The organism is Nitratireductor sp. B36, from assembly GCF_020833685.1.
GTDB lineage: Bacteria > Pseudomonadota > Alphaproteobacteria > Rhizobiales > Rhizobiaceae > Nitratireductor.
In genome coordinates this window covers 861,343-878,967 of sequence record NZ_JACKZY010000001.1, presented here as the reverse complement: position 1 = coordinate 878,967, position 17,625 = coordinate 861,343, and the positions used below count along the sequence as shown (strand labels likewise).

The 17,625-nt window shown below is 59.7% G+C and carries 18 protein-coding genes; 12 read left to right on the top strand and 6 right to left on the bottom strand.

Annotated elements, in window-relative coordinates; translation table 11 throughout:
• From ctaD to rnhA, 10 genes are all read left to right on the top strand, one after another.
• Nucleotides 1–1,653: a cytochrome c oxidase subunit I gene (gene ctaD, locus H7H48_RS04385; RefSeq protein ID WP_229447571.1), complete on the top strand. Its 1,653-nt coding sequence runs from the start codon at nt 1–3 to the stop codon at nt 1,651–1,653.
• Between the two features lie 83 nt (nt 1,654–1,736).
• Complete coding sequence (locus H7H48_RS04380) at nt 1,737–2,675, top strand: heme o synthase (protein ID WP_229447570.1); 939 nt, start codon at nt 1,737–1,739, stop codon at nt 2,673–2,675.
• A gap of 9 nt (nt 2,676–2,684) precedes the next feature.
• Nucleotides 2,685–2,840, top strand: coding sequence for a hypothetical protein (locus H7H48_RS04375; RefSeq protein WP_229447569.1), 156 nt, complete (start codon nt 2,685–2,687; stop codon nt 2,838–2,840).
• A gap of 8 nt (nt 2,841–2,848) precedes the next feature.
• Complete coding sequence (locus H7H48_RS04370; RefSeq protein ID WP_229447568.1) at nt 2,849–3,463, top strand: cytochrome c oxidase assembly protein; 615 nt, start codon at nt 2,849–2,851, stop codon at nt 3,461–3,463.
• Between the two features lies 1 nt (nt 3,464).
• Nucleotides 3,465–4,349, top strand: coding sequence for a cytochrome c oxidase subunit 3 (locus tag H7H48_RS04365; protein WP_229447567.1), 885 nt, complete (start codon nt 3,465–3,467; stop codon nt 4,347–4,349).
• A gap of 216 nt (nt 4,350–4,565) precedes the next feature.
• Nucleotides 4,566–4,982 carry a DUF983 domain-containing protein gene (locus H7H48_RS04360; protein ID WP_229447566.1) on the top strand — a complete coding sequence of 139 codons (417 nt, stop codon included), beginning with the start codon at nt 4,566–4,568 and terminating at the stop codon, nt 4,980–4,982.
• A complete protein-coding gene (locus tag H7H48_RS04355) occupies nt 4,982–5,731 on the top strand; it encodes an SURF1 family protein (RefSeq protein WP_229447565.1) in 750 nt (249 codons plus the stop codon). Before H7H48_RS04360 ends, H7H48_RS04355 begins: the two co-directional genes overlap by 1 nt.
• A gap of 76 nt (nt 5,732–5,807) precedes the next feature.
• The gene (ispH, locus tag H7H48_RS04350) at nt 5,808–6,821 is read left to right on the top strand and encodes a 4-hydroxy-3-methylbut-2-enyl diphosphate reductase (protein ID WP_229447564.1); all 1,014 of its coding nucleotides are present in this window, start codon (nt 5,808–5,810) and stop codon (nt 6,819–6,821) included.
• Between the two features lie 2 nt (nt 6,822–6,823).
• Nucleotides 6,824–7,792: a homoserine kinase gene (locus H7H48_RS04345; RefSeq protein WP_229447563.1), complete on the top strand. Its 969-nt coding sequence runs from the start codon at nt 6,824–6,826 to the stop codon at nt 7,790–7,792.
• Nucleotides 7,789–8,235, top strand: a complete 447-nt coding sequence (gene rnhA / locus H7H48_RS04340; protein WP_229447562.1) for a ribonuclease HI — start codon at nt 7,789–7,791, stop codon at nt 8,233–8,235. Before H7H48_RS04345 ends, rnhA begins: the two co-directional genes overlap by 4 nt.
• A gap of 125 nt (nt 8,236–8,360) precedes the next feature.
• On the opposite strand, the gene H7H48_RS04335 is transcribed toward rnhA, so the two are convergent.
• On the bottom strand, nt 8,361–8,852 hold the full coding sequence (locus H7H48_RS04335; RefSeq protein ID WP_229447561.1) for a peroxiredoxin: 492 nt from the start codon (nt 8,850–8,852) through the stop codon (nt 8,361–8,363).
• Between the two features lie 39 nt (nt 8,853–8,891).
• Entirely contained in the window at nt 8,892–9,689 is a 798-nt protein-coding gene (locus H7H48_RS04330; RefSeq protein ID WP_229447560.1) for a protein-disulfide reductase DsbD domain-containing protein, read from the bottom strand.
• 135 nt (nt 9,690–9,824) lie between these two features.
• Here H7H48_RS04330 and H7H48_RS04325 point away from each other — a divergent pair, with 135 nt between their 5' ends.
• On the top strand, nt 9,825–10,451 hold the full coding sequence (locus tag H7H48_RS04325) for a YqgE/AlgH family protein (protein ID WP_370633305.1): 627 nt from the start codon (nt 9,825–9,827) through the stop codon (nt 10,449–10,451).
• A gap of 60 nt (nt 10,452–10,511) precedes the next feature.
• Here the strand turns inward: H7H48_RS04325 and H7H48_RS04320 are convergent, their stop codons facing one another.
• Genes H7H48_RS04320 through thrC form a run of 4 tightly spaced genes read right to left on the bottom strand, consistent with a single transcriptional unit; the run spans nt 10,512 to nt 16,756 of the window.
• Nucleotides 10,512–13,370, bottom strand: coding sequence for a sensor domain-containing phosphodiesterase (locus tag H7H48_RS04320; protein WP_229448099.1), 2,859 nt, complete (start codon nt 13,368–13,370; stop codon nt 10,512–10,514).
• Nucleotides 13,371–13,417: 47 nt separating this feature from the next.
• Nucleotides 13,418–14,020: a GNAT family N-acetyltransferase gene (locus tag H7H48_RS04315; protein WP_229447558.1), complete on the bottom strand. Its 603-nt coding sequence runs from the start codon at nt 14,018–14,020 to the stop codon at nt 13,418–13,420.
• A gap of 15 nt (nt 14,021–14,035) precedes the next feature.
• The gene (locus H7H48_RS04310; protein WP_229447557.1) at nt 14,036–15,328 is read right to left on the bottom strand and encodes a pitrilysin family protein; all 1,293 of its coding nucleotides are present in this window, start codon (nt 15,326–15,328) and stop codon (nt 14,036–14,038) included.
• A gap of 24 nt (nt 15,329–15,352) precedes the next feature.
• Nucleotides 15,353–16,756: a threonine synthase gene (gene thrC / locus H7H48_RS04305; protein ID WP_229447556.1), complete on the bottom strand. Its 1,404-nt coding sequence runs from the start codon at nt 16,754–16,756 to the stop codon at nt 15,353–15,355.
• A gap of 254 nt (nt 16,757–17,010) precedes the next feature.
• Here thrC and H7H48_RS04300 point away from each other — a divergent pair, with 254 nt between their 5' ends.
• Nucleotides 17,011–17,577, top strand: coding sequence for a hypothetical protein (locus H7H48_RS04300; RefSeq protein ID WP_229447555.1), 567 nt, complete (start codon nt 17,011–17,013; stop codon nt 17,575–17,577).
• The last annotated feature ends 48 nt before the right edge of the window (nt 17,578–17,625 follow it).

Genomic DNA, 17,625 nt, shown 5'->3' with positions numbered 1-17,625 from the left:
ATGGCAGGCGCTACAACCCATGACGCCCATGGCGATCACAAGCCAACCGGATGGACCCGGTGGGTTTATTCCACCAACCACAAGGACATTGGCACGCTCTACCTGATCTTCGCAATTTGTGCGGGCATCATCGGCGGCTTCCTGTCCGTCATGATGCGCTGGGAGCTTGCGGAGCCCGGTATCCAGATTTTCCATGGCCTTGCCGCCATGGTCTACGGTTTCGAGGGCGATGCAGCCATCGATGCCGGCAAGCACATGTTCAATGTGTTCACGACGGCGCACGGCCTTATCATGATCTTCTTCATGGTCATGCCCGCGCTGATCGGCGGCTTCGCCAACTGGATGGTGCCGATCATGATCGGCGCGCCGGACATGGCGTTCCCGCGCATGAACAACATTTCGTTCTGGCTGCTCCCGCCGGCATTCATCCTTTTGCTCATGTCGCTCTTCGTTCAGGGCCCGGCCGGTGCCTATGGTACGGGCGGTGGCTGGACGATCTACCCGCCGCTTTCGACGTCCGGTCAGCCTGGTCCCGCAATGGATCTCGCCATCCTCTCGATCCACGTCGCCGGTGCCTCGTCGATCCTCGGTGCGATCAACTTCATCACCACGATCTTCAACATGCGCGCTCCGGGCATGACGCTGCACAAGATGCCGCTGTTTGCCTGGTCTGTGCTGATCACCGCGTTCCTTCTGCTTCTGTCGCTTCCGGTTCTGGCCGGCGGCATCACCATGCTTCTGACTGACCGCAACTTCGGCACGACATTCTTTGCGCCTGAAGGCGGCGGCGACCCGATCCTGTTCCAGCACCTGTTCTGGTTCTTCGGTCACCCGGAAGTGTACATTCTGATTCTGCCGGGCTTCGGCATTGTCAGCCACATTGTCTCGACCTTTTCGAGAAAGCCGATCTTCGGTTATCTCGGCATGGCCTACGCCATGGTCGCCATTGGAGCGGTAGGCTTCATCGTGTGGGCGCACCACATGTACACGACCGGCTTGTCGCTCGACACGCAGCGCTATTTCGTGTTCGCAACGATGGTGATCGCGGTTCCGACGGGCGTGAAAATCTTCTCGTGGATCGCCACCATGTGGGGCGGTTCCATCGAGTTCCGCACGCCGATGATCTGGGCCATCGCCTTCATCTTCCTGTTCACCGTTGGCGGTGTGACGGGCGTGCAGCTTGCCAATGCCGGTCTCGACCGCGCCATGCACGACACCTACTACGTGGTTGCACACTTCCATTACGTGCTTTCCATGGGTGCCGTGTTCGCAATCTTCGCGGCCTGGTACTACTGGTTCCCGAAGATGACCGGCTACATGTACAACTCGTTCATCGCCCGCGTTCACTTCTGGATCACCTTCATCGGCGTGAACGTCATCTTCTTCCCGCAGCACTTCCTGGGTCTGGCCGGCATGCCGCGCCGCTATATCGACTATCCGGACGCGTTTGCCGGTTGGAATATGGTGTCGTCCTACGGCTCCTATCTCGCGGCCATTGGTGTGCTGGTGTTCCTGTTCGGTGTCTTCGAGGCATTCGCCAAGAAGCGTCCGGCTGGCGCCAACCCATGGGGCGAGGGTGCGACGACCCTCGAGTGGCAGCTTTCTTCGCCGCCGCCTTTCCACCAGTGGGAACAGCTGCCGAAGATCCGCTGATCGCAGGCAAATTCAAAGCGTGAAGGTTGCGCGGCCCGTCTTCGAATGTGCCGCGCAGCCGATTAACAGAACGAAGGCACACCATGGCGTTGGTTGATCAGGAGCATATGGACGATACGGGGCTGCGCCTTTCCGAGGCCGCACCCGGCGATTTCATTGCGCTTTTGAAGCCGCGCGTGATGTCGCTTGTTGTCTTTACGGCTTTTGTGGGCATGGTGATGGCACCTGGGGTGCCGAACCCGCTGCTTGCGATCATCTCCATCGCGGCCATCGCCGTTGGTGCGGGCGCCTCGGGCGCGCTCAACATGTGGTATGACGCCGATATCGATGCGGTGATGGGGCGCACGGCCCGCCGGCCCGTTCCGGCCGGTCGCGTCACGCCGGGCGAGGCGCTTGGCTTCGGTCTGGTGCTCTCGGCGTTTTCCGTGGCCACACTCGGCCTGATGGCCAACTGGACGGCCGCAGCGCTGCTGGCCTTCACGATTTTCTTCTACGCCGTGATCTACACGATGTGGCTCAAGCGCTCGACGCCGCAGAACATCGTTATTGGCGGTGCCGCGGGCGCGCTGCCGCCGGTCGTTGGCTGGGCCGCGGTCACCGGCACGGTGAGCATGGAAAGCCTCGTGCTCTTCCTCATCATCTTCCTGTGGACGCCGCCGCACTTCTGGGCGCTGGCGCTTTTCAAATCGGGCGATTACGAACGCGCGGGCATTCCTATGCTGCCCAATGTCGCCGGACATGCCACGACCAAGAAGCAGATTTTCATCTATGCGCTGCTTCTCGCCGCAAGCGGTATCCTGCCGGTGGTGGCAGGTTTTGCGAGCTTTGCCTTTGGAGCTGTTGCCGCGATCCTGGGCGTCGGCTTCATCTGGTATTCCTGGCAGGTGCTGCGCATGCCGGAAAGCGATACGAGCATGAAACCCGCCAAGGCGCTTTTCGGCTATTCGTTGCTCTATCTTTTCGTCCTGTTCACGGCGCTTCTCGCCGACCGGCTGCTTGCCAGCCTTGGTTTGGTTTCTTGAGGTGAGATGATGGACAAAGACCTTCTCAAACCGACTGAAGCGCAGCTGAAGGCCCGCCGCAAGCGCAACATCGCCCTTGCCATCGCACTCGCTGTCTTCGTTGTGCTCGTCTATGTCGGCAGCCTGGCCAAGCTCGGGCCGGGCCTGTTCGAGCGCGCGATGTGAGGTTTGACATGAGTGGCAAGCCGGAAAACCGGAAAGAGACAGCAGGGCATCGAAATCGCAATGCAGCGATCCTTTGCGTTGCCGTGGTGGGCGGCATGGTGGGCATGGCCTACGCAGCCGTACCGCTCTACCAGCTCTTCTGCCAGGTGACGGGTTATGGCGGCACCACTCAACGTGTCGAACAGTATTCCGATACGATTCTGGACCAGACCATCACTGTTCGGTTTGACGCCAATACGAACGGCGTGCCTTGGGAGTTCCAGCCGAAACAGCGTGAAGTGACGCTGCGTCTGGGCGAGACGAAGCAGATTTCCTACGTTTCACGGAACCTTTCCAACGTGCCCACGTCGGGCACGGCGACCTTCAACGTGTCGCCGGCGCGGGCCGGCGCCTATTTCAACAAGGTCGAGTGCTTCTGCTTCACGGAACAGGAGTTGCAACCGGGACAATCCTATGACATGCCGGTCGTGTTCTTTGTCGACCCGGAGATCGTCAACGTGCCTGAGTTGAAGAACCTGAAAACGATTACGCTTTCCTACACATTCTTCCCGCTTGAGAAGAAGGCGCCGGTGGCTGCCGCGCCCAAGACCAACACCAATCAGAACGAGAATCTCGGGGGCTGACATGGCCGACGCGCACGCAAAACATCACGACTATCACATCATCGACCCGAGCCCATGGCCGTTCCTTGGCTCGCTTGGCGCCCTGATCATGTCCATTGGCGGCATCGCCTGGATGAAGGCGCTCAACGGCTCTGAGTTCACCATTTTCGGTGTGGACCTCGCCGCGACCAATTTCTGGCTTTTCCTGATCGGCCTCTTCCTGGTGCTTTTCACCATGTATTCCTGGTGGGCCGACACCATTCGCGAGGGGCATGAGGGTCACCACACCCGCGTCGTTTCGCTCCATCTGCGCTACGGCATGATCATGTTCATCGCCTCGGAGCTGATGTTCTTCGTGGCGTGGTTCTGGGCGTTCTTTGATGCCAGCCTGTTCCCGGGCGAGGCGGTGCAGGCAACGCGCGCCGAATTCACCGGAGGCGTGTGGCCGCCGGCAGGCGTCGAGGTTCTCGATCCCTTCCACCTGCCGCTCTACAACACGATCATCCTGCTCTTGTCCGGAACGACGGTCACCTGGGCTCACCATGCGCTGCTTGAAGACGACCGCAAGGGCCTCGTGTGGGGATTGGCTCTAACCGTGGCGCTCGGCGTGCTGTTCTCCTTTGTTCAGGCTTATGAGTACATGCATGCACCGTTCGCCTTCTCCGATTCGATCTATGGTGCGACCTTCTACATGGCGACCGGTTTCCACGGCTTCCACGTGTTCGTCGGCACCATCTTCCTTCTGGTCTGCCTGCTGCGCGCCATGGCTGGTGACTTCACGCCGAAGCATCATTTCGGTTTCGAGGCGGCTGCATGGTACTGGCACTTCGTTGACGTGGTGTGGCTCTTCCTCTTCACCTTCGTCTATGTTTGGGCCTCTGCGGGCGCGACGATTGCACACGGCTGACAAGGCAGTGTGAGAATGCGAAAGGCGGCTGGGGAAACCCGGCCGCTTTCTTTTTTTGGCCAAGTCACGTTCTTTTTTGGGACGCATTCTCGTCCTATCCGTGGGCTGCGTCATGAGGCGGTGTCGACCGGGCTGGCGCTGCCATGCTAGAGCGCACGGACATGCAACCAGCCGGGCAGTATATCTTTCCCTGGTTTGACGCGGGATTGAAACGACATGACCGAGCGACAGAACAACACACAAGTTGACGAGCCTGTCGTCGATCAGGCGATCTGGCCGCCGGTTGATCCGGTCAGCGCCGGGCTTGGCGGTCGTTGCCCGCGCTGCGGGGAAGGGCGGCTCTTTGCCGGTTTTCTGAGCGTGGGACGAGGATGCCACAATTGCCGGCTGGACTATAGCTTTGCCGATGCCGGCGACGGACCGGCAGTGTTCGTTATCCTGATCATCGGTTTTCTGGTCGTGGGGCTGGCTCTGTGGATGGAAGTGTCCCTCGGACCTGCGCTCTGGGTTCACTTTCTCCTCTGGATCCCGCTTGCGCTTGTTCTTTGCCTCACGGCTCTCCGCCTCATGAAGGGCCTGCTGATAGCGCTGCAATATCGCAACAAGGCGGAGCAAGGAGAGCTCGAACGATAATGGCCGTAACTGAAATGAAATCCCCCCGATCGAGCCTTACCTGGCTGCTGCTGCTTCTCAGCCTTGTGGTGCTCGCCTGCCTTCTGGCGCTCGGGACCTGGCAGGTACAGCGGCTTCAATGGAAAGAGGCGTTGCTTGCGCAGATCGAGGCGCGCATCAACGCAGAGCCAGCGGATCTCGCCAGCATCGAGCGTGTCTATGCGGAGACCGGTGATGTGGAATATCGGCCCGTGCGCGTTGCGGGGGCGTTTCGGCATGCGGGCGAACGACACTATTTCGCGACCTGGAAGGGGCAGTCGGGCTATTTCGTCCACACACCGCTCAGGCTCGAGGACGGGCGATTCATCTTCGTCAATCGCGGGTTCGTGCCTTTCGACCGCAAGGAGGCGGAAATGCGCGCTGAAGGGCAGATCGTTGGCGGCGTGCGCATCAGCGGTCTTGCGCGCAACGGACTTGAGGAGAAGCCGTCCTTCATCGTTCCTGACAATGATATCAGCAAAAACATCTTCTATTGGAAGGATATCGAAACGATGGCACGCACGGCGGGACTGCCTGACACGGCCCGGGTGCTGCCATTCTATGTCGATGCCGACGACGCGCCCAATCCCGGTGGACTGCCCGTGGGCGGCGTGACGCGTATCGATCTGCCGAACAGCCATTTGCAGTATGCGATTACCTGGTATGGGCTCGCCCTGGCGCTATGCGGGGTGCTCTTCGTCTGGTGGCGAAGAAACCGGCGGAGCGTCTGATCGCGTTGTTTGGCTCCGGGGCCTTGACATTGAGGGCCCCACACCCCCAATTCCGGCATCAGCAAGGGGACAAGAGATGAAGGCTGCCGACATGACAAGACAGAAGCTGACGGTACGGCTTTGCGGGCCTCGCGGTTTCTGTGCGGGCGTTGACCGCGCCATTCAGATCGTTGTGCTGGCGCTGAAAAAATACGGCGCGCCCGTCTATGTGCGCCACGAGATTGTTCACAATCGTTATGTTGTTGAGGGGTTGCAGGAGCGCGGCGCCGTCTTCATCGAGGAACTGAGCGAGATTCCGGAAGATCATCGCGATTGCCCGGTTGTCTTTTCCGCCCATGGTGTGCCGAAATCGGTGCCGGCGGATGCGCAGAACCGCAACCTCTTCTATCTGGATGCGACCTGCCCGCTGGTTTCCAAGGTCCACAAACAGGCCATGCGTCACCACAGGCTCGGCCGTCACGTGCTGCTGATCGGCCATGCGGGACATCCAGAAGTGATCGGCACGATGGGGCAATTGCCCGAGGGCACGGTGACCCTGGTGGAGACGGTGGAAGGCGCCAACGCGCTTGTACGGCCAGATGGCGCGGAACTGGGCTTTGTCAGCCAGACCACGCTCTCGGTGGAGGACACGGCAGACATTCTCAAGGCGCTGGAAGACCGTTTTCCGGACCTGCATGCACCGGCAGCCGAATCCATCTGCTACGCCACCACCAACCGGCAGGAGGCCGTGAAGAAGGCGGCACCCGGCTCGGATCTGTTTCTCGTGGTCGGCGCACCCAACTCATCGAACTCGCGCCGTCTGGTGGAGGTTGCGGAGCGGGCAGGGGCGAAGCGATCCCTGCTTGTTCAGCGCGCTTCTGAAATCCCCTGGGACGAGGTGGACGGCATTCGCGTCCTCGGACTTTCGGCCGGCGCCTCGGCGCCCGAAATCATCGTCAATGAAATCATCGACGCATTCCGCGAGCGATTCGATGTGACGGTGGAGCTCGCGATCACCGCCGAGGAAACCGAAAATTTCCCCGTCATGCGCGCGATCCGTGACGTCGAACTGACCAGCGCCGACATGGCCTTTGTGAACGGCAACGCATAAGCATGGCAGTCTATACGGATATTTCCGAGGTCGAGCTGGCCGCGTTCCTCAAGGAGTATGATGTAGGTGACCTGAGGTCCTACAAGGGCATCGCCGAGGGCACGGAAAATTCCAACTACCTGCTTCACACGTCCACGGCAGCCTACATCCTGACCCTCTATGAACAGCGTGTGGAACGCTCCGACCTGCCGTTCTTTCTGGGGTTGATGGAGCACCTTGCGCAGCATGGCGTGAACTGTCCGCTTCCTGTGCGGCGCCTGGATGGAGCCATGGTAAGCGAAATCGCCGAGCGTCCGGCTGCACTGATCACGTTTCTGGAAGGTATGTGGCTGAGAAAGCCAGCGCCCCGTCATTGTCGCGAGGTGGGCAGGGCCATGGCGAGCATGCATCTGGCTGCCCGCGATTTTGCGCTGACGCGAGCGAATGCGCTGACCCTTGGCGACTGGCGGCCGCTCTGGGAGAAGGCAAAGCCGCGGGCGAACGAGGTGGAAGCGGGACTGGAGGCGGAAGTCGAGGCTGATCTGGCGGCGCTGAGCGACGGCTGGCCTTCGGATCTGCCGACCGGCGTTATTCATGCCGACCTCTTCCCTGACAATGTCTTCTTCCTCGGTGACAAGGTATCGGGGATCATCGATTTCTATTTCGCCTGCAACGATCTCCTGGCGTATGACATTGCCACCGGCCTCAATGCCTGGTGTTTCGAGAAAGACGGTTCCTATAATCTGACCAAGGGCACGGCGTTGCTGGAGGGCTATCAGTCGGTTCGTCCTCTGGAAGCGGAGGAGATCGAGGCGTTGCCGCTACTGGCGCGAGGTTCGGCGCTGCGCTTCATGCTGACCCGGCTCTATGACTGGCTGACCATTGCCGACGGAGCGCTGGTGAACAAGCGCGATCCCATGGAGTATGTGCGACGTCTGCGTTTTCATCGGCAGATCGGATCGGCATCTGAATACGGGATCGGCATAAAGTGACAAGCGTGGAAATCTTTACTGACGGAGCCTGTTCGGGCAATCCGGGCCCCGGTGGCTGGGGCGCGCTGCTGCGCCACAACGGCGTGGAGAAGGAGCTCTCTGGCGGAGAGGCCGAAACCACAAACAACCGGATGGAATTGAAGGCCGCCATCGAAGCGCTCAACGCGCTGAAACGGCCTTGCGACGTGGATCTCTACACCGACAGCGTCTATGTCCGCGATGGGATTTCCGGCTGGATCGAGGGCTGGAAACGCAATGGCTGGAAAACGGCTGCCAAGAAGCCGGTGAAAAATGCCGAACTCTGGCAGGCGTTGGATGAGGCCCGAAAGCGCCACAAGATCAACTGGCACTGGGTCAAAGGCCATGCTGGTCATCCCGAAAACGAGCGGGCCGACGCATTGGCGCGTGCGGGCATGGAGCCTTTCAAGAAAAAGCGGCGGTAACGCGCGGTACCAAGGTGAAAACCGATGTGCCGCGGCGTTACCCCGAGCCGGGATGACAAACATCCCCGGGGTGATCCCGAGGATGGCAACACATCGGATCGCGATGTGCAGGGAAGGCGCGTGTCTCAGCCCTGAAGTTGCTCGAGGATGCGGGCGGCGCCGCTCGTTTCAGCCTGACCCGGATTTTCCTCGACGTTGATTGCACGAATGACACCGTCGTCCACGATCATCGAATAGCGTTTCGACCGGTGTCCGAGGCCGGCGACGGAGAGGTCCGCATCAAGCCCGAGCGCGCGGGTGAAGTCACCATTGCCATCGGCGATAAAGGTGATCTTGTCTTCTGCGCCGGTAAAGCCTGCCCAGGCCTTCATCACAAAAGCGTCGTTCACGGAAACGACCGCAATGTCGTCTGCGCCGCGCGCACGGATCGCATCACCATTCTCTACGAAACCCGGTAGATGGCTGTTGCTGCAGGTCGGGGTGAAGGCTCCCGGCACTCCAAACATAACCACTTTGCGACCTGCAAAAAAATCGGGCGCTGCCACTTCGTTTGCGCCTTCGGCGCTGACTTTCTTGAAGGACGCATCGGGAATGCGGTCACCGACGGTAATTTTCATCAGAGGCTCCTGGAAAAAACAAATGGGTATGAAAGTGATTCAAGGGATTTGAATGTCCCCCGAGACAGCCTCTCCACCGGCTGTCAGCGTATATATAAGCGGAGTGCTTTCAAGTTTCCCGATATCATCGCCCAATATTTCAACAACAAAGCTGACCGTGTCGCCGTCCCGGCTTTCGAGCTTCGGTGTAGCAAGCAGATGCGCGCGTTCGTGATCGAGAAAGAGGGTAGGGTCCGACGTTGACGGGGGGACATTGCCCGTCAGAAGAACAGCGTCGCCTGTCCGTTCAGCAGAAACGATCCCGAACGCCGCGTCGGCGGGTGATGGAAGCGAGGCGAAGGCGCGTCGAACCGTAAGTGCATCGCTGATGTTGTCGGCGTCTGCGGCTGGATCGAAAGTGAAAGACGCCTGAAAAGGAATACAAATCGTCTCGCATATCCCCAGAAACACATCCACATCGATCAGCGTGACAGCGTTCGCCTGATCGAGTGTGAAGGTCACCGGGAGAGCCACGGACTGCGTGTAACCGGCCCATTGGGTTTCGCCATCATGGATACGTTCCGGAGCCGGGTATTGCAGTTCGGCGGCGCTGATATGCGCGCTGCGTGAGATATCGATCTGCGGTGGAATGCCGGCAGAGCCGGGGTTGCGCCAATAGGTCTTCCAACCAGGCTTGAGATCAATCTCCAGCGCGCCGCGCAAGCGCCCGTCACCATCCGGAAGCCCGACGGTGACGAGGCGAACCGAACCGCCTTCGCTTTCCTGCCATTGGCTGGAGGCAGCGTGTGCCTGCGTGCTCATCAGGAGCATAAGGGTCAGGGAGGCAGCTCGAATCATGGTGAGAGATTGCAATCGGGCTGTTCCACCTGCAAGGCACACTTCCGCACGGCAGCATCATAAATGCGTGAGCGGCCCGCCGGAGCGTCGTGATATCCGTCTTTCAAGCCATGGGAAAACCGGTTAGGCTGAGACATGAAAAGCCGTGGAAACACCACAGACGAAGAGCACAGTGAGGAAATGACGGGACTTCCATATCTGGAAAACCATTTCCTGATCGCCATGCCTGGCATGCGTGACGAGCGGTTTGCGCGCGCAGTGATCTATTTGTGCGCTCACAGCGAAGAAGGCGCGATGGGGCTGATCATCAACCAGCCGCAACAACTCGCCTTTCCGGATATTCTGGTTCAGCTCGGGATATTGGAGGAGGAAGAGGCCATCCGTCTGCCGCGTGAAGCGCGGAACATGCCGGTGCGCAACGGTGGGCCCGTGGACCGGAGCAGGGGGTTCGTGCTCCATACGGACGACTATGTGGTGGAATCCTCCATGCCGGTTTCCGACAGCATTTGCCTGACGGCCACTGTCGACATGCTCCGAGCCATATCGCTCGGACAGGGGCCGCGTCATGCCATGATGGCGCTTGGCTATGCAGGGTGGGGCGCGGGGCAGCTCGAGATGGAAATCGGCGAGAACGGTTGGCTGACCTGTCCGGCGACGCCGGAACTCCTCTTCGAGGGTGAGATCGACCAGAAATATGATGGCGTCCTTGCCTCAATCGGTATCGATGTGGCGAATCTCAGCCAGATCGCCGGCCACGCCTGATAGCTCTCCACGCCTGAAAACTGTGCGGCATACGCACCCAGGCCGAACGTGTATTCGGCTTCAGGACTTCGCTGCAGTCGTATGTTCGAACAGAAGTCTTGCGGTGGTTTCGGCTTCTTCCGGTTCACCAAAGACGAAGCTCTGGGCAAAGTCGCACCCCATTTCGGCCAGCTGTTGCGCATCCTGCTGGTCGACGACACCTTCTGCCACCACGGAGAGTTCGAGTTCCTTGGCCATCTTGACCATGGAACGGACCAGCACGATGCCACGCGCGCTGTGATCTTCGAGGAAGCGGCGGTCGATCTTGATCGTGTCAAACGGAAAGCTCGAGAGATAGGACAACGAAGAATAGCCTGTACCGAAGTCGTCCAGAGAGAGACCGATGCCGATATGCCTCAGCTTTTGCAGCACATGGGCGGATTGTTCAGGATTGTCCATGACCACCGATTCCGTGAGCTCGAGCCGGAAGCTTTCCGGCGACACGCCTGATCGGGCAATGACGGAGCGCACATCCCCGACGAGATCGCGACGTATGAGCTGGCGGCTTGAAAGATTGACCGACATGAAGAGCGGCGTATCCGCAAACTGTTTCTGCCAGCGATAAAGGTCTTCGGCGGCTTGTTGCATGGCAAAGAGGCCAAGCTGAACGATGAGCCCAGAACTCTCAGCTATGGGGATGAAATCTGACGGCGGGATGGCACCGCGCCGCGGGTGATCCCAACGCAGAAGCGCTTCAAAGCCGGCGATGGCCTGATCTTCCAGGCGAACGATTGGCTGGTAGACGAGTTTGAGCTCCGAGCGTTCGATTGCACGGCGCAGGTCCGACTCCATCCGCAGGCGGTTGTTGTCGATGGAGCGGAATGCAGGCCGGAATGGCTCGATCCGATCCCCGCCGAAGCGCTTGGCCTGATACATGGCAAGCTCGGCGTCCTTGAGCATTTCCTCTGCCGATTCCTGCGTGGTGGTCCAGGAAATGAGACCGATGGAAGAGGTCAGAACAATCTCTCGGCGTGCGAATGTTACAGGAGTGCGGATTGCCTGCTTGACCGAATCCGCCACGGCCGCGATGCGCGCTGGCTCCTGCTCGGAAAGCAAGATCATGGCGAACTGGTCCCCGGACAATCGGCAAAGCGAATCGCGCGGTTTCAAAAGCCGGTGCAGCCTGCGAGCGATGGTGAGCAGGATCGTATCGCCGACCGAGATACCCAATTCCTCATTGACCTGCTTGAACCGGTCGATGTCGATCACGAAGACAGTGGGGCGAACATGCTGTTCCGTGCGGGCAATGGAGATGATTGCATCGAGCCGGTTGAGGAACAGCTCGCGGCTCGGCAACCCGGTGAGATTGTCATGGACGGCGTCGTGCAGGAGGCGTTCCTCGGCCTTCTTCTGCTCCGTGACGTCGACCATCGTGCCCACGCAACGGATAACCTGCCCGTCGGAGCCGATCACGGGGCGCGCGCGCAGGTCGAACCAGTGATAGTGGCCGTCGGCGCCGCGCAGCCGGAAGCTCTGAGAAATACGTCCTCGCCTCTGCTCGAGCACCACGTCCAGGGTCGTGCGAAACGTGTCGCGGTCTTCGGTGTGAAGCGTTGAGAGCCAGTCGCGCGCCGGACCGTTCAGGCTTCCCGAAGGCAGGCCGAGCTGGCGGCTCACGTCGGGTCGCGTGATGATGCGATCTCGCGAAACGTCCCAGTCCCAGACCACGTCGCCGGAACCGGAGATCGCAAGCGCCTGACGTTCCATATCGCTGAACAGGCCCTGGAACAGGGCGCCGCCCGCGAAGGCATGCTGCATGACGGTGAACCCGATCAGGAGGATGATCAGGATGAGTCCGCCGCCGATGGCCGGCTGAACGATGTCATTGTCGAGAAACCCGGTGATCGCCATCCACGATCCGACCATCCAGGCAATGATCATAACCCAGCTGGGCACCAGCATGATGGCGCGATCATAGCCCTGGAGGCTGAGGTAGATGATGATACCGAGCCCGACCACGGCCGTGGCGGCGAAGGAAATGCGCGCGATGCCGGCAGCCACGGCGGGGTCGATAATGGCGAAGCCGGCGATGATGCCGAGACCCAGGATCCAGGCGAGCACGCCATAGCTGAAATGATCGTGCCAGCGGTTGAGATTGAGATAGGCAAAGAGGAACACGACGAGTGTGGCGGCCAGGCCGACCTCGGTGCCCGCGCGCCATATCTGCTCATTGCCCGGCGTGATCTCGATCACCTTGCTCAAGAAACCGAAATCGATGGAGATATAGGCAAGCACCGCCCACGCAAGCGCCGCGGTCGCCGGGAACATGGATGTTCCCTTGACCACGAAAAGGATGGTGAGGAAGAGGGCGAGCAGCCCTGCAATGCCAATCACGATACCGCGGAACAGCGTGTAGGCATTGACCGTGTCCTTGTAGGCGCCAGGATCCCACAGATAGACCTGCGGCAGGTTGGGCGAGGAAAGCTCGGCAACAAAAGTCACAACGGAGCCGGGATTGAGGGTGACGTGAAATTCGTCCGCATCCGGGCTTTCCTGCCGGTCGAGCGTGAAACCCGAACTCGGCGTGATGGCTGCGATGCGTTGGGAGCCAAGGTCGGGCCAGATCAGCCCCGAACCCACCAGCCGGAAATGAGGTGCGACGATGAGCCGGTCAAGCTGCTGGTCTGTGGTGTTGGCAAGGGCAAACACCGCCCAGTCCCCCGTGGAGCGCTCATCCTGCGCCTCCACCTCGATACGCCGGACGATGCCATCGACATCGGGCGCGGTCGACACCTGAAATGCATCTCCCTGACCACGGTAGATCTCGACCGCCCCCGACAGGTCCAGCGCAACATCGTCGCGGGCAATCTTGATAGGCTCGATCGCGTGTGCCGGGCCGGCCACTGCTACAAGGGCTGCAACAGCCGCGAAGAAGGCCACTATGAATGCGGAGATGAAGGAACGCTGCAATGCGGGGAACAAGGAAATCAGCCTCGTGGTTCTAGTACAGGCACGTGATGCTCCTCGGCGATCAGCGCATAGAGATAATGATCACGCCAAGAACCATTGATCCTGAGATAGGATCTGAGCAGCCCTTCGCGCTGAAATCCGGCTTTTTCAAGTAAACCGACAGAACGTTTATTGTCTGGAATACAGGCGGCTTCCAAACGGTGCAACCGCAAGCCGTCGAAAGCATAGGGAATGAGCAATTGCAGGGCCGCCAACATCATACCGCGGCCCGCATAACGCTCCCCCATCCAGTAGCCTATACTGGCGCTCTGGGCGACGCCGCGCCTGATGTTGGAGAGTGTGATTCCGCCAGCCAATGCTTCGGTGGAGGCATCAAAGACCAGAAAACTGATGCCAGTGCCGTTGTCGTATTCTGTACGATAGCGCTTCAAACGGTGGCGGAACGCACGTTTGGACAATTCATCGGGAGCCCAGGTGGGTTCCCAAGGAACGAGAAATCCGCGGCTCTCATCGCGCAGGGCCGCCCACTCCGCATGATCGCCCATGCCCGGTGTTCTTAGGAACACGGTTTCGCCCTTGAGCGCCGGAGGCGGGCGGCGGAAGAAGGGCACGTCCAGCATATGTCCGCGACGATCCTACACGGCGAGCTTGCGCGGCATCGGCCCCTGATCGGCCAGTGCATCCTGGATGGATTCGAAGGGCGCAAGGCTGCCGACCGGACCGATTGCCGCAAGCGTGGGCTTGGTGGTGAAAAGGCGTTGCGAAAGATCGGTCAGTCGATCGACTGTCAGGTTCGACAGACGATCCATCAGCTCGTCAACATCGATGGGCCGACCATAGAGGAGGAGCTGACGCGCGATCTGAGAGGCACGGCTTGCCGGGTTTTCCCGCGCCATCATAAGGCCGGCGCGATATTGCGCCCGCGCCCGGTCCAGCTCGTCCTGCCCGATGGACTGGCCGGCTTTTTGCAGTTCTCCAACCAGCAGCGGCACCAGCTCTTCAATGTCGTTCTTTCCGGTTGCTGCATGCACGCCGAAAATGCCGGTATCTGAAAAACCCCAGTGGAAAGCATAGACCGAGTAGCACAGGCCGTGCTTTTCACGCACCTCCTGGAACAGTCTGGAGGACATGCCTCCGCCGAGGATGGTGGAAAGCACCTGGGACGCGTAGAAGTCGCGCACATGATAAGCGCGTCCTTCGAAGCCGAGAATGATCTGCGCATCCATCAGGTCGCGGTGTTCGCGGAAATCGCCGCCAACATAATGCGCATAGGGAGGAGTCTTGCCTTCGGCTTTGCTGCGGAACGTTCCCAGACGATTCTCCACCTCACGCACGAAGTCGTCGTGCTTGAGCCCACCGGCAGCGACAATCACCATACGGTCTGCTGAATATTGGCGTTCCAGAAAGCCGCGCAATTGCTCCGATGTGAACGACTGAACCGTTTCCGGCGTACCCAGCACGGAGCGGCCGAGCGACTGGTGGCGAAACGCGGTTTCGGTAAACCGGTCAAACACAATGTCGTCGGGAATGTCGTGCGCGGCGCCGATCTCCTGGAGGATCACATGCTGCTCGCGTTCAAGCTCGTGGGGGTCGAATTTTGAATCGGTCAGAATGTCGGACAGAAGCTCGACCGCCAACGGCATATCAGCACTGAGGACCCGGGCGTAAAAGGCCGTTGTCTCAACACTTGTCGCGGCATTTATCTCCCCGCCGACGTCTTCGATATCGGTTGCGATCTGGCGTGCGGTGCGTTTGCTGGTCCCCTTGAACGCCATGTGTTCCAGGAGATGCGCAATACCGTGCTCATTCTCGTGCTCATTGCGCGAACCGGATTTGACCCAGATGCCCAGCGCAACGGTTTCCAGATGAGGCAGGGTTTCGGTTGCGACCGTCAGGCCGTTCGACAGACGGCTTACCTCAACACCCATATGCTTCTCACTCCTTGAACAAACTCAACGCGCCGCTCTCGCATGGCGGCTAATGTGATCCTGCAGCATTCTTAAATCTGAGGGAAGGACTGTAAAGGACTCTTTCCGATTCATCAGATCACCGAGCCATTCAGGCAGGGCTGGCTCGACGTCGCTCGCATCTTTGACTGCGGCCGGAAACTTCGCCGGATGGGCCGTCGACAGAACCACCATGGGCGATGCGGATGCCGGCATATCACGGGCAACTTTCACGCCGGTGGCGGTGTGCGGATCGAGCAGATAGCCACTCTCCCGACGAACCAAACCGATTGTCGCAGCGGTCTCCGCCATATCTGAACGGCCGGCAGAAAACCCTTCCCGAATGGCGTCCAACGTCTTCGGTTCCACAGTGAAGCTGCCTGACTGCTTCAGCATCTGCATATAGCGCCGGATTTCATCCGAATTCCTGCCGGATGCGAAATAAAGCAGGCGCTCGAAATTGGAAGAGACCTGAATATCCATGGATGGCGAGGTGGTCGCAACGACCTCGCGGGTCGCATATTCGCCACTCTCCAGCGTGCGGGCGAGAATGTCATTGTCATTGGTGGCGATCACAAGCCGGTCGATGGGCAGGCCCATTTCTCTGGCTGCATAGCCAGCAAAAATATCACCAAAATTGCCGGTGGGCACGGTGAAGGATGCTGGCCTGTCGGGGGCGCCGAGCGAGAGACCGGCGGTGAAATAGTAGACGATCTGCGTCATGACGCGCGCCCAATTGATCGAATTCACACCGGACAAGGCAACACTGTCGCGGAACGCGTGATCGTTGAACATGTCCTTCAGGAGGCCCTGACAGTCATCGAAATTGCCTTTAACGGCAAGCGCATGCACGTTGGCTGCGCCCGAGGTGGTCATCTGTCGTTGCTGGACCGGGGAGACACGCCCCTCGGGGAAAAGGATAAAGACATCGGCACGCTCCGTGCCGGCAAATGCTTCGATCGCCGCGCCGCCTGTATCGCCCGAAGTCGCGCCGACAATGGTGACACGCTCGCCGCGCTCGGCGAGGACGTGGTCCATCAGCCGTGCCAAAAGCTGCATCGCGACGTCCTTGAAGGCGAGGGTGGGACCATGAAAGAGTTCCAGGATGAACTCGTTAGGTCCAGTCTGAACAAGCGGGCAGACGGCCGGGTGGCGGAAGGTCGCGTAGCTCTCCTCGATGATGCGGCGCAAGGTCGCAGCACCGATCTCATCGCCCACAAAGGGGGACAAAACCTGAAAGGCGATCTCGCTATAGCTCAGACCGCGCATGGCACGAATGTCATCGATCGAGAAGCGAGGCCATTCCCGGGGAACGTATAGACCGCCATCGCGGGCAAGCCCCGCCAGCATCGCATCGGAAAATCCAAGCGCCGGCGCATCGCCACGCGTGCTGATATAATCTGTCGCCATTCTTCGTGTTGCCTCATGAAGTGCGAGGAGAGAGCACCGGTGCGCGCACGAGCCCGTCGCATTCCGGCTGCGCGTCTGGTATAGAGCATGATCTGGACGGGTGGGAACCGGTTTTCCACTCAAACCGCATGGAAATTGATCGTCGATGACGGGTTTTCTGGAAATTGCCGGAAAAATCTGTCATCTCTCCGCAGCCTTTTCGCATGGGTTTCACCGAATGCTTGAAGGGCGCGCAGATCCACGGGGCATGTCACTTGGTCAATTATCGTCTTTTCATCAGTTCCATCCTGCTTTCTGCCACCGCGTTTGTCTCGGGCTGTCAGTCCGACAGCGCCACAAGCGGTCTCGACCTTCAGAATGGGAATGTTCAACAGCAGGACGAGAACGTGATCCGCGAGAGCGAACTGCGCGCCTATTGTCCCCCGGTCTCGCTGCGTGAGGGAACGGCATATTTTACCACCTATGCGAAGGGTGGGCAGGACCAGCCGGAAAGCGTTATCTACCAGGCATCCATCAGCGATGTCACACGCAAATGCACCTATGGCACGGGCTCTTTCACAATGACCGTAGCTGTGGCAGGGCGTGTCGTGCCAGGTCCGAAAGGAAGCACCGGAACGATTACGATGCCCATCCGCATAGCGGCTGTTCGCGGTGGTGAGGTGGTCTATTCCAAGTTGTTTCAGCACCAGGTGGCGATCAGTGACACCGCGGGAGCCACCCAGTTCATCTTCAACGATCCGAATGTGATGATTTCAGGCGCGCCTGATCGAAGCATTCGGTTGATGGTCGGATTTGACGAGGGGCCAAGCGGCGGACGCTAGCCACTTCTGCAGGGGCCTAGTGGTCGGAACGGTGCCTCCGGCATCGAG